6 protein-coding genes and 1 pseudogene are annotated in these 13467 nt (G+C 47.9%); all 7 read right to left on the bottom strand.

What is annotated here, in order from left to right; translation table 11 throughout:
• Positions 1 to 312 precede the first annotated feature (312 nt).
• The 7 genes and pseudogenes from BWI96_RS07045 to BWI96_RS07025 all read right to left on the bottom strand — a co-directional run bounded on the left by BWI96_RS07045 (position 313) and on the right by BWI96_RS07025 (position 13331).
• Positions 313 to 3471, bottom strand: a complete 3159-nt coding sequence (locus BWI96_RS07045; RefSeq protein WP_106635973.1) for a TonB-dependent receptor — start codon at positions 3469 to 3471, stop codon at positions 313 to 315.
• Between the two features lie 317 nt (positions 3472 to 3788).
• A complete protein-coding gene (locus BWI96_RS22825; RefSeq protein ID WP_255400653.1) occupies positions 3789 to 4412 on the bottom strand; it encodes a cobaltochelatase subunit CobN in 624 nt (207 codons plus the stop codon).
• A pseudogene (locus BWI96_RS07040) lies at positions 4384 to 6836 on the bottom strand (cobaltochelatase subunit CobN). Before BWI96_RS07040 ends, BWI96_RS22825 begins: the two are co-directional and overlap by 29 nt.
• Before the next feature lie 29 nt (positions 6837 to 6865).
• Entirely contained in the window at positions 6866 to 8041 is a 1176-nt protein-coding gene (locus BWI96_RS22820; RefSeq protein WP_255400652.1) for a (2Fe-2S) ferredoxin domain-containing protein, read from the bottom strand.
• Positions 8034 to 9365, bottom strand: coding sequence for a cobyrinate a,c-diamide synthase (locus BWI96_RS07035; protein ID WP_106635972.1), 1332 nt, complete (start codon positions 9363 to 9365; stop codon positions 8034 to 8036). The genes BWI96_RS22820 and BWI96_RS07035 overlap by 8 nt, the downstream gene beginning before the upstream one ends.
• A gap of 17 nt (positions 9366 to 9382) precedes the next feature.
• Entirely contained in the window at positions 9383 to 10918 is a 1536-nt protein-coding gene (locus tag BWI96_RS07030) for a PepSY domain-containing protein (RefSeq protein WP_106635971.1), read from the bottom strand.
• A gap of 46 nt (positions 10919 to 10964) precedes the next feature.
• Positions 10965 to 13331: a TonB-dependent receptor gene (locus tag BWI96_RS07025; protein ID WP_106635970.1), complete on the bottom strand. Its 2367-nt coding sequence runs from the start codon at positions 13329 to 13331 to the stop codon at positions 10965 to 10967.
• Between the last annotated feature and the right edge of the window lie 136 nt (positions 13332 to 13467).

The following is a 13467-nucleotide window of genomic DNA, read 5'->3' as shown; positions in this document are numbered from 1 at the left end:
GCTGAAGTTAACTCATACCTGTCTCAAATGTTGGAAGAGACCTTATTGTAAAAGGGGACGGGGTATAATTGAACTACTCTGGAGGCATTGCAAAGCTATTCGTAAATAACCAAGATTAATAACTCTTTTTCCAGGTAATGATATAAAAGTGTAAAGCGGAGTTCTATATAAATAGAAACTAAAGCAAGCAGCCCGCAGCCCAAAGGTGGAGTAAAAACCTATCAATCGAAGGCATAGAAATACCAAACAAAAGGCTGCCCGAATTCCGGGCAGCCTTTGTTGAAAATAAGTTAATTACCTTAGGGTATAGTTCTAGAAACCATATCTGGCTCCCAACTGGAACTGATAAGGGTTGCCGCTTAGGTTAGATACCCCGGCGTTAGTATTCACTGCGTATTTGTAATTGTTGGTAGTGGGGTCAAATCCAGCACGGGATAATAGGGCAGTAGCTCCCAAAGCGTGATTAACGCCCCAGTCTCTCTTCAGCATGTTAGCCACGTTAAACAGGTCGCAGGAAAGCTCCACGTATTGTTTCTGGAACGTTTTCATTTTGTAAGTCAAACGCATGTCAACAGTTCCATAGAAGGGGTTAACGCCACCATTGCGTTCGGCAACTTTACCGAAGCTATTGCGGATGTAATCCTTCATGCTATTCTCCACCTTGGGGTTATTTAAAATAGCATTAATTCCGTCTTTCAAGTATTGGGGAGTTTCGGCTTTGTTAGGATCAAAAACAAAAGCTAAATCGTTCGTTTCTACGAAGTCACCGTTGATGTTACCATTAACAATCATCGAGTAACGAGTGCCACTGAATCCTGAGAAGCGAACGCCCAGGTTAAAGCCATAGAACGAAGGGGTATTTCCGTATACGACTACCTTGTTTCTGAAATGGTTGTCCGAATAATTCATTTTGTTCAATGTACGGGGATCTCCAGCCGTATACTGAACCAGGGTAGCCGTATTAGCTACGTTTCCGTTGTACGAAGTATTATCCATCGTCTGGTTCCAGGTATACGAGGCTGCGATTTCGCCGTCCTTGTAGTATTTGTAGTTCGCATCCACTACTAATGCAGCCTGATTTACCTTCCCTAAGCTTTCCAGTTCCAGAATACGACCCACTTGGTCTGTTTTGCGGCCTAGCGTCCAGTTCTGAGAGCCGTTTGAAGTGTTAATGCTAGAAGCAGGAACATACACTGGACGATTTCCTTCCTGTGATAAGGTGAAGAAAGGCTGGTCTACCATGTTTTTGTCGATATACGTGTAGTTATTACGAGCAAAAGACATGTAACCGGCGATACTCATACGGAAGTTACGAGTAAAGAAGTGGCTATACGAACCGTTGATTTTGTATACCGTTGGTACTTTAGCATCCTTACCATTCATGTTGATGGTGTACAGTTTCGGAACACTGGTGTTATTGACTAAGTCAACACCCGGAGCCGAAGCGGGATTTTTACGGTAGGCAGGAAAATCGGGGGTAGGAACCAGATTTCCGGTTACGTCGATACTTACGATCTTACTACCATCGAATAACATATTGTTAATCATAGAGTAAGGGTTCAACGCCGATCCTAAAATACCACCGCCGACACGGATGATATCTTTACCATTCTGATGGATGTCCCAGGTGGCCTGTACGCGAGGTTGTACCTGAAGCGTGGTTAGTTTATTATCGGTGCGTAAGCCCAGCGTGTTGAATACCGTCTGATTAAAGTTAGCCCGAGTCAGATAATCAGTATAGTCGATACGAACTCCAGCGGTGATGTCCAGACCCGGTCTGATCGTCGTTTGTGCCTGAGCGTATACATTGGGACAAAGAATATCGAAGATGATGTTATGATTGTTATTCAGATATACATCCCGCGTAAAGCGATAAGGGGCCAGATTATTGAAGGCCGTTAAACCAGTAAACCAGAAACGACCATTGGTTTCACTACCGTAAATCGAATTCTGTTTGGTATAGGTCAGACCCGCTCCAAACGTAAAGTTGAATTTGTTAGTATTCACATACAAATTGTTTACGAGCTGGATCAGGTGGTTATTGAAATAATCACCTCCATAGCGTTGACCACCGAGCTGAACGTTGGTATACAAAAATTTGGTAGTGTCACTAGGGTTGACCGATGCAATATTACCAACCGTTGCTCTCGGAATGTTATCCGAGGGTAACTGGGGATTGGCAAACATTTGGTTATACTCCCAAAAATGTTGCAACTTCAACTCGTTCGTCACTTTCGTATTGATGGTTGTTCGCAATGAACCCATCAAACTGTTCGTCATACTTTTACGGGTACTGTATACTTCATAGAGGTTAATAGTAGTGTTATCGCCGTCCGACTGGTTATCCATATCGTAAATGAAGTTATTACGAATCGTCAGCAGGTTTTTGGAGTTGAGCTGCCAGTCAATACGACCAAACAGGGCATGGGTATTTTTAAAGCGGTTAAACTGACCAAATTGCGGAGCATTGCCAACGCCGTATTTGCTACGGGCAATCTTTAAAAATTGGTCTTCTGTAGCCTGGGTAATGTTGTACCGCAGAACATCGGCTGCGGTTTGAATCGGAGCAATCAATAGAGGTAAGGTACTTTCCTGACGATCCCAGGCGACAAAGAAGTGAGCTTTATCTTTGACGATAGGACCACCCAGCGAGAATCCGTACTGAGACGTATGGAAAGGATAGTTTCGAGGCTGTCCATTCAATCCATAGCGGCTTGCAAGTCCATTGGTTCTTAAGAAGGTAAAGGCACTCCCGCTGAGGGTGTTAGTACCCGATTTGGTAACGGTACTAATGGTTCCACCCCCTGCATTGCCATACGTAACGTCATATTGGTTTGTAACTACTTGAAATTCCCGCACCGCTTCCATCGTAATGCTGTAGGCTCCGGCAGTTTGTCCCCCGGCAATGGTTCCTCTGGCAGCCATACCATCAATGGTGTAATTGGTAGCAGAGCCTAGTTGCCCACCCAAGCTATTACCCGTACTTAAGGGAGAAAGGTCTGAAAGAGTACTGAAGTTACGTCCGTTGACGGGCAGTCGATTGATGTCCTTGGCCGTTACCGCCGTGGCTGTCCCGATGTTTTCGATCTTGTTTCCTAAAGAAGTTGCAGAAATAACTACATCTTGCAACTGTTCCGTCTTTTCTGCCAACTGGAAGGAAAGCTGTAAAAGGTCCCCCTGGTTGAGTGAAAATCCAGTTTGTGTCTGGGTCGCCATTCCTACGTACTGAACCGTAACGGAATAAGGAGAACCCAGGGGCAATTCCTTCATGAGAAACTCGCCTTTCTCATTTGAAATGGTAGCGGTCTTAAAACCAGTAGACTCATTTTTAATCTGTACGGTAGCCTTATCCAGGGGCTTGCCGTCCTGAGTCGTTATTTTTCCAGCAACACCCGCCAAGTTGGTTTGAGCACTGGAAAAATGAGCAATAAACAGAATAAAGATTAATAAAAATTTGGGGAGATTGACCATGGTATATGCATGTTTATACTACGGCCCAAATATCCCCAGACAACATTTTTTAGATATTAATGATCTGTTATGTTACATTGAATTATTGGCGTGCAATGTTTCCCCATTGTTTACAAAATGCCATTTCTAATGAAAGAATAGGAAAAAATGGTAGATCGCTCTTGGTTTTGTACAATAGTTGACAAAACTGGTTGTAAGATTAGTCCGCGTTTCCAATGCGGATTCAGGGGAACAGCATCTGCGACGCTACCGCATGATAAATACTATTGGCCTGCATCCACAACACGGTTGCGAATGCAGCCAATAGTCCAACAAATTTACTCCGACCGCACCTCTAATAAACTTTCACTTTTCAGATACATCTGCTGCAAAGCCTGTAAGGTTTCAGGATTGGGGTTTTCCCAGAGTTCGCGTTTGGCGGCTTCGAGTAGTCGTTCGGTAATGGCATTGAGAGCCCAGGGGTTACTTTGTTCAAAAAACTGCTGTAATCCGGGATCAAGAGCGTAGGTTTCGGCCACTTTTTCGTACATCCAGTCTTCCATGACCTGAGCCGTGGCATCGTATCCAAAGAGGTAATCCACCGTAGCTGTTAACTCCAGCCCGCCTTTATAGCCGTGCCGCTGAATGCTTTCCAGCCATTTCGGATTAACCACTCGCGAACGGAACACCCGCAGGGTTTCTTCTTTCAAATCCCGCACGACGGGCTGGGCTGGATTCTGGGAGTCACCAAAATAATGCTTCGGCTGCTGACCCGTCAGGCTACGAATGGTGGCAATCATTCCGCCATGAAATTGCAGGTAATCGTCACTATCGAAAATATCGTGTTCGCGGTTATCCTGGTTATGTAAGGCCACCTGAACGGTGCTGAGTCGTTGTTGAAATTCCTGTCGGGCGTCCACTCCCTGAGCACTTTTACCGTACGCGAAGCCCCCCCAGTTCACATAAGCCTGAGCAAAGTCGGCATCGGTTGCCAGTTTTTTCGTTAATCAGGGGTAATATTCCGGCTCCGTAACTCCCCGGAGCTGCTCCAAAAATGCGGAAGCTGGCCCGCTCTTCGGCTTCTTCAATGGGCAGTTCGGAAAGCTCGGCTAAATCGCGGAGGTAATGTTTACGAACAAAATTTTGCTCATCCGACTCATCCAGAGCACTAACCTGCTGGACGGCCTCGTCGATTAACTCAATCAAATGCGGAAAAGCATCCCGGAAAAATCCACTGATCCGGGTCGTTACATCAATTCGGGGACGCCCTAATGCTTCGATGGGAATGACTTCTACCGAAGTAATCTGCCTACTTTCAGACTGCCAGATGGGACGAACGCCGAGCAGAGCCAATACTTCGGCTACATCATCGCCGTGGGTTCGCATCGCACTGGTGCCCCAAATGCTGATCCCCACACTTTCAGGATACGTGCCCGTTTCTTTTTTATGCCGATCCAGTACTTCGCGGGCCAGTTGCTGACCTACCTCCCAGGCCGCCTGTGAGGGCAGGGCCCGTGGGTCTACAGCGTAAAAATTGCGTCCCGTGGGCAGAATATGAGCCATGCCCCTGGTGGGAGCCCCACTAGGTCCGGCAGGAACATAACCGCCTGAGAGTCCATGTAACAAATGATGAATCTCGTTTTCGGTCTGAGCCAGGTTGGGAATTAGTTTTGTACAAACGTATACTAAAATGGGCCTCAGCGACTGCAAGCTGGAAGCGTCTTTTAAAAACGTTTCGCTCAATACCTGATCAATGCGGGCAGGCTGAAAATGATACTTGGACAGCAGCGAAAACAGATGCTTCCCTAGCTCGTCAATGGTTTCAAGGGCATCGGAAAGCGTGATGATGGGTCGGCTGGCTAAGGTCTGAAAATCAGCCCGAACGCTGGGTAATCGCTGCCCTTTAGGCTGATGTAAATCAGGCAAATCAAAAATCTGGGCGATGGTGTCGGGCAGGGATGGGTAATCCAGATTGGAAAGCCGCGTCATGGATTGCAGCATATCGACCAGAGCCTCGCCCTGTGGCATTTGTCCGAGCGTATGCAGTCCGTTTCGAATTTGGGCGGCCCCCAGTTCACACAAGTATCCGTCAATGTCTTCGATGAGGTGGGCAATGTCCTTACCTGCCATTTCCGTCAGCGTCACCGGCACACCTTCCGGGGTTAGCTCATCGTCCCATTCATGTTTATGATCGCCGTGATCGCGGCTGAGCATCGCGGAAAGATCCGCCTGCAAATTGGTCTGTTGAATTAACTCCCAGATTTGCCGTTGCAGCAAAGGCAGCTTGGCCGGATCGAGCGTTTCCACCTGATAATATTCATCGACCAACTGCGTTAACTGAGCCAGCTCGCCGTAGCTATCTGCCGAAGTCATGGGGGGCGTCAGGTGATCTACCACCACCGCGTGAGCCCGTCGCTTGGCCTGCGAGCCTTCGCCGGGATCATTAATGATGAAGGGGTAAAACAGGGGCATATCGCCCAGAATGGCATCGGGGAAACAGTTTTCGGAAAGACCAATGCCCTTGCCGGGTAACCATTCTAATGTGCCGTGTTTCCCTACGTGAACGATGGCGTCGGCCCGGTAACTTTCTTTGATCCAGCGGTAAGCTGCGTAGTAATGATGCGTGGGGGGTAAATCGGGCTGGTGGTAAATGGCATCCGGGTCCATGCCGTAACCCCGGGGCGGTTGCAATAACACCACCACGTGGCCGAGATCAATACCCGCCAGGGAAATACAGCCTTCGTGAACGTACGTTTCGCCCGGTGGGGCCCGCATTGCTTTAGCATTTTCTGCTGCAACGCTTCGGGTAACTCTTTAAACCAACCTTCGTAGGTTTTAGCCGGAATGCGGGCAATGGCCCTGGAAAGTTGTTCGGGCGTTAAGTAGGTTTCATCGTACGAACAGCGGTCAATTAATTCATGAATGAGCTGAGTGCCACTTTCTGGAAGATTATCCACGCAATACCCTTCCGCCAGCATCGCTTCCAGCATCTGCATTAAGGAGGCCGGAGCATCTAGTCCTACCGCATTTCCGATCTGGGAAGCCTTGCTGTTGGAATTCGTAAAAATGAACGCAATTTTCTTCTGAGGGTTCGGGATGTAACGAAGCCGGGCCATTCGGTAGGCAAGTCCCGTGATGCGTTCCACCCGGTTTTCGACGGGCTCGTAATGCGTTACTTCCTTATTTTTTTCCTTGAATGAAAGCGGAACGGTAATGATTCGCCCGTCAAATTCGGGAATGGCTACGTTCATAGCCGTATCCAGGGGGCTTAACCCGCGGCTGGATAACTCCCAGGGAATGCGACCCATGCCGCTGGTAATGGCCTGAAGAATGGGTACATCCAGAGCCAGTAAACTTTCCTGCGGTTTATTACCCGTTGCCCGCATGTCTGTCATGGCGTAGGAAACCGTGTTAATCAGGGTATCAATCCGAACGCCCTGATTAAAAAATCAAAGGCATAAGGTTGTCGGGTTTCAGGGTTTACCGTTTTTAAGGAAGAGGTATAAATGGGTAATACATTCACTGACTTTTCTTCCAGCGAACGAATCAGGGCATCCACAAAAGATGTGTTTCCACTGATCCAGTGGGAACGATAGAAGGTAATACCGATGGTAGGAAGCTGAGGCTGATAATACCGCTGCCAGTCACTCCATTCCGTATTTTCGGGTAATTCTGGATGGTAAATGCCGTGTTCGGGCAGGGTCAATGGAGCTTCCGATCCAAAACCTGTCATTAATAAATGATCGGCAACGTAGTACAACAGGGACGTTAAGTTAGCATAACCTCCCGCCTGAATATACGCTAATACGTCCTGTTGAATGGCGGGAGAAACGCTCGAAATCGCCGCAAATTCTGGGTTTAAATCGCCCGTTCCACTAATAACGATCAGGTGTTGATGGTGCTCTTTGGCCCGTTTAACCAGTTCACCAAAACCCGGAATACTACTGGGGCGACCGTGAATCCGAACGATAATAATTTGAGCCGCTCCAATTTCCCGTTCCAGTAACTGAGCCATGTGGGCTTCGCTTTTGATGGCGAGCAAACTCATACCCAGGGTCTTCGGAAAATCATCGGGTAAATCCTGCATCGCCCGACTCAGGGTTAATAAGTCGGTATCCGCGTGCGTGAGAAAGACGATTCCGTCCGTGGGGGATGGCGTAATACCCAGCAGCGTTGAGGTCTCCGAACCCTTCCAGGTATAATATTGAAATACAAATTCGCTGATTTCAGCCGGGGGTGTTAAGAACCGATCCGCCGCAATCATCGAATCGATGTAATCAAAAATTGCCCGGATGTGCCATTCGCTGTTAATCGAATGAAACCACACAGAATGTCCATCGAATAGCAAGGTCGCTACGTTGGCCAGCGTGCAGGGGCCGAGGCAGCCGCCTTTGGTTAGGTGCACTTTGTTACGCATTTTCCGGCGAAGCCATTCTTCCTTATACACATCCACCAGCACCGGGGCATACCCCCGGTCGGTGCGACCGCAACAGCAGGCGTTGTAACAATAGGATAAATGTCCGCGTCGCTGGACGATATTAATGGCTTTGCCATCGGGTCGCATGACCCGCTGCCGCTTGATTTCAGACATGGCTAGTAGTGAGGCGGCCCGATTGCTCAAGCCAGTCCATGATAAATTCTGGCTGCTCCGCCCAGTAGATATGAGCGTAAGTAGCTAATGTATTCTGATACTGAAAAAGTTTGGTAGTTACGGGGGCTCCTTTCGCCGAGGTGATCGTCGCGACCGAAGGTAACGATTCATCTTCCTGAATCTTGGAATAATGAAATTCATGCCCCCGAAATTCCCGGCCTTTCCAGTGCATCCGGCGATACCCCAGCGTTAACTTTCGGTTTTGCATGGTCGTCTGGTAAGGGAAAAGACCGACCATGTCAAACGTTTGATTGGCATCGTTGGTCATCCTTTTTCCCAGATACATCAACCCTCCGCATTCGGCATAAGTGGTTCCTCCGTTTTCACCGTAGGCACGAATGCTTTCCAGCATCGAACGGTTTTCACTTAACTTTTGGGCATGTAGTTCAGGATAACCGCCGGGCAAATACAGAAAATCCGTTTCGGGTAAAACGGCATCCTCAAGCGGGCTAAAAAAGGTAAGATCAGCCCAAGGTTTCAACGCTTCGAGATTGGCGGGGTAATAAAACGAAAAAGCCTCATCCTGAGCTACGGCCATTCGAAAACGTTTGAATGGCCGTCCGCTGTTCCGTTGGGGAGTGCAAATTTCACGGTTGCATAGTTCCAGTAACCGATCTACCTGAACCGTTTGCGGAAGGGCATCGGCGATGCGTTGAATAATGGCTTCGTAATCGGTTTCCGAAGAAATATGTAAACCCAAATGCCGCGAGGGAATCTCAAAATCGGGGTTTGACGGTAAATAGCCGAGCACTTCAATGCCCACGTCTTCACTGGCTTCCTTCAAAAACTGGTAATGCGTTGGGGTATTGACGTTATTGAAAATGACCCCTGCGATCTGAATTTCGGGTTTAAAGTGTTTATATCCGTACAAAAGTGGAGCCGCCGAATAGGCTATTGCTTTGGCATTTACGACGAGAATGATGGGAATGCTAAGTAAGGTAGCCAGGTGAGCACTACTGTTTTGCATCCGATCCGATCCATCAAAAAGGCCCATGACGGCTTCACTTACGGCGATGTCCGACGGGCTGGCGTATCGGGTATATAACTCCTGTACGTGAGCTTCTGAAGAAAGAAAGGTATCCAGATTCAGGCTGGTTTTTCCGGCTGCCGTAGCGTGATGACGCGAGTCAATGTAATCCGGGCCACATTTGAAAGGTTGAACGCGGTAACCCCGTTGCCTCAGCACGCGGAGTAACCCCAGCGTCAGAGTAGTCTTTCCGGAGCCGCTGGAGGGAGCCGCAATCATGAAGTGTGTCACGTTCATTATACTCAAGTGCTACTTTAGTTAGAATTGATAACTGACTTATCAACAGTGTTTTTAGAACTACTGGTTAATGCCTTTCTGGCTTTTGAAATCTTTCGTTTCAGCCATTTGCAGGTTAAGACCAAACCCGTACTGCTGGCGGCCATGCCCCCGAGTAATAAGGCGATGAGTGTAATATCCCAAAGCGGTCGGCGGTAGAATAGAAAGCTAAAATCCAGGCTGTGCAAACCGTGGTATAGCCAGCGTTCGAGCCGGGTCAGGTTTTGATGTTTATAGACTACCTGACTCGTTTTTAAATCTACGTAATACCAGATTTGTTCCGGGGTGTCCAGTTTTACTCGTAAAATCGGTAATCGTTTTTCTCCGTTTTTCGAGTAATAGTAATCATCGTAAGCAGTAAGAATTTTTGTTTCCAATACCGGGCTTTGGGGATGCAAGGTACGAATGCTTTGCTCGATTGTCCCTGAATCAAAACGTTCAAAGGGCTTCGCTCCCGTCTGATTCGCTAACAGAAGTCGGGTATGATGGTCGTCCTGAAAAGCCAGGTAATAGGGCTTACCGTTGAATTGAATCAACTGAATTTCTTTGATCGTTAAATCCTTCGACAACTTCTGAAAAGCATGGGCGGGAGTAACCGTGAAGAGTGTAGGGTTAAGCGGGCCGTCCATCCACTGCCCGGTTTCTTTGGGAGAAAGTCGGCTGGAAGGGGCCCAGTTCCAGGGGCTCATGGAAAATAATCCGCTCAGAACCCAGGTGAAAGCGAACAAGCCAAAGATAAATCCGGTATAATGATGCCAGCGAAACCAGCGTTTTTTGTAAGGACTAAAAGCCAGTGAATCAGGATTTTTTCGTGTAAAACGAAGGAACCCCATCCCAATGCCAGCCAGGCACATTACGCAGCCCATTACCGAAATCCAGATGACTACCTGACTCCAGACGGGCCGCTGCCGAATCAAAAAAGTCGGATAGATCCAGTGCGGAATGGGGCCCAGCCAGGCCAGGAAGCGTTGACGAGCCGTAACACTTTGCACGACTTCATTTGAAAAAGGGGAAACGTAGACATACGCACCGTCGTTCATTTTCAGTCGATACACTTCAGGCAGATAGCCCTGGTAGCGGTGGGCAGCCATCCACTGGTCAATCTGGGTTAGTTTTTCGACTTGCCTGACTTCCGCTTTTGTCCAGTTTTGAGCTAATTTACGGGCTAAGGCTTCATTCCCGTAGGGCAGAACGGTAGCGGAATCAGCGTAAAGACTGAGGTGACGGTTTTGTAAAGTAATGATCCGGTAGACCGGACGATTCAATACCATGCCCAGACGGATAGATTTGATAGAATCACTGAGCCCTGTTTTATCAAGAACTTCTGCCGGAGTAAGCAGACAGGTACTCCAATCTATCTTGGCCGTTTGCTGAAGCTTCTGATGGGATTTTAAGGTGGGATACGACACGTACATCATCATGATTCCCGACAGAAACCAGATGAGAAAAATCAGGCTCAGGGCAAACCCGAGATACCGATGAATCAGCCGTACCGCTTTAGTAAATCTTTTCACAGAATATGGCAAAAAACGCTGATTTTCAGACCAGCGGCTTAAGAGTTTAGAGTTGATAACTAATCGTGAGTAGGTAATGTCGGGTAGCTCCGGGATAAAACTGCCGGGTTAGAATTACGTTTGTAAAGTAACGTTCGTTGAACAGGTTATTCACATTGGCCCGAATACCTACCCGGCTCATCTGGTAACCCAGGGCCGCATCAACCGTTTTGTAAGCGGGTAATTGGTACGTATTGGCAGCGTTCGCGAAGGCCTTGCTCTGGAAGTTAAAGCCTGCTCCGGCATTTAAGCCTTTCAAATTCGTTCGCTGAACGGTGTAATTAATCCAGGCATTCACCAGGTGTTTGGGAGCGAGAATAGCCGCGTTTCCGGCAACGGGATTTACCTCGGCACTGGCAAAAGGTAAATATTGAGCCTGCGTGAAGGTATAACCTGCCGTAAGATCAAGTCCGGCGACTGGATTACCCTGAGCTTCTATTTCAACCCCTTTTGATTCTGCTGAACCTATGCGTTTGAAGATACCACCGGACAAACTTTCCACCTGATTATCTTTCCGCATGTAGTAAATGGAGGCATTGGTCGAAAACCTGGAAGATAATTCCAGTCGGGAACCCACTTCCGCCTGATAACCCGTTTCGGGATCGAAGGTCTCGCCGTTGGGGGCCACGCGACGGGAAGGCTTGAAGTAAGTTGAATAAGAAGCGTATACCGACAATGGTTCAATGGGTTGATACACCAGCCCTAGTCGATACGTCAGGGCATTACGGGCAATGGTTGAGGTGGCCCCGTAAGAGGTGACGTGACGTTCCCGATCCACCTGATCGGTATAATAATCTCCTTTAAAAAAGTCGTAACGTAATCCGACTAAGGCTTTGATTTTCTCGGAGAAACGGATGAAATCCTGTAGGTAAATGCCGTGAACCGTTTCTATCGTAGCCCGGTAGTAAGTATCGTAATAGTTGAGGTAGCCTTGGTTTTCGATAGGGTTGACAACTGGAATTTTAGCAAACTTGCCGGGCCCATCAATTGTACCGTTGTACGTTTTTCGGTCCAGATAGTTCAGCGAATAGCCCAACAATACTTTCTGCGAAATTTTGCCTGTATTCCAGTCATAGGTTAACTCCAACTGGTTTTGGAGGGGTTTGGTCAGGTGATTGAAGTAATAGGGGAACGAACGGGTAATGGAATCGAGTCGGGAATTGAGGCTTAATTCTTCCGTTGAGAAATAGTCAATGTTATCATCCGAATACGAAAGTTGATTCGAGAGTTTCAGGTGGGGCGTTAACTCCCGCACGTAACGAAGCTGGAAATCCGTCCGTGTGTGTTTTAGAAAATCAGCAGGATCATTATAGCGAGTCGTGACATCCATGCCCGGCACCAGAGCCCCGCCTGTCAGTACTGGAATGCCTGAATCGGTTCGGTAAACATCCTTGTTGGCTCCCACGGCAAGATAAAAGTAATCTTTGCTGGTGGGCGTGTATTCCAAAGCTACGTACGCATTATTGGTAGCCACACCCGCCTGCCGAAATCCGTCGGTATCAGACACGCCAAAATCCATGCGGTAACGAAGTTGGGTGTTGATGGAACCACCCGCTCCGGCCCGCATGTGGCGGGTATTAAAGCTCCCGTAGCTGGTCGAAAAATTGGCTCTGAAATCAGCCGTGGGTTGTTTACGAACGATGTTAATGATACCTCCTAAAGCCGAGTGCCCAAAAAGCACCGAAGCAGGGCCTTTTAAAACTTCGATCCGTTCCACATTGGCGAGGTTGGTGTTGGGTGCACTGGTGGAGATGTTATGCCGCTCATCGCGAACACCATCCACCAATAACACAAAGTTGCTGAAACCCCGAATGGTAAAGTGTTGAAAACCACCGTAGGTATTATTGGAACGTACACCCGTGGTATTTTTCATGGCATCACCCAGATCGTCAATGCCGCGTTGTTCGATGGTTTTGACCGTAACCGAACTGACTGACAAAGGCAAATCACGAATGGGAACGTCGATTTTGTTAAGGGCTGAAAACGAACGGTTTCGCTGACTGGTAATGGTTACTAACGAGAGCTCGTGCGTTTTTTGATTGAGCTGATAACGTAGTGGCAGACGTTCGCCAGCTTTCACCGTTACCTGAGTTTGATGTGCTTCATAACCCACCCCGCTGACGGTTAACGTATAAGTACCGGTAGGAATGTTTAGTAGCTGAAAACTACCCTCGGCATCCGTGGTAACGCCAAAAGTAGTGGCCTCCAGGCGAATGGAAATGCCGGGTAAGGGTTCTTGATTCTCAGTTTCAACGCGGCCTTCGAGTGAACCGTTTTTTTGTTGAGCGTAACTCTTTAGCCAGACGCTAAGGATAAATGCCAGGGTAGATAAAATGATTTTACTACTCAATCGTGAAGTAGAAGTGGGGAGCATAACTTTTAACAAAAAAGGTTAAAAGCTCTCGGCTTACCTTCCAGTCAATCAGGAACCAGGGAAACAGAAGAAGTCAGTAGAGTTTACGTATAGACGCGACGGTGCATGCACGGCTGTGCCTACCATCCATAAACTC

Origin of the sequence: Siphonobacter sp. SORGH_AS_0500 (assembly GCF_002838835.1) — a bacterium.
In the GTDB taxonomy this organism is placed as follows: Bacteria; Bacteroidota; Bacteroidia; order Cytophagales; family Spirosomataceae; genus Siphonobacter.
This window is presented reverse-complemented; position numbering and strand designations above follow the sequence as displayed.

Coding starts and splice junctions, on each gene's coding strand:
- BWI96_RS07025 (WP_106635970.1), bottom strand. CDS start 13,331: ATGCTCCCCACTTCTACTTCACGATTGAGTAGTAAAATCATTTTATCT.
- BWI96_RS07045 (WP_106635973.1), bottom strand. CDS start 3,471: ATGGTCAATCTCCCCAAATTTTTATTAATCTTTATTCTGTTTATTGCT.
- BWI96_RS22820 (WP_255400652.1), bottom strand. CDS start 8,041: ATGTCTGAAATCAAGCGGCAGCGGGTCATGCGACCCGATGGCAAAGCC.
- BWI96_RS07035 (WP_106635972.1), bottom strand. CDS start 9,365: ATGAACGTGACACACTTCATGATTGCGGCTCCCTCCAGCGGCTCCGGA.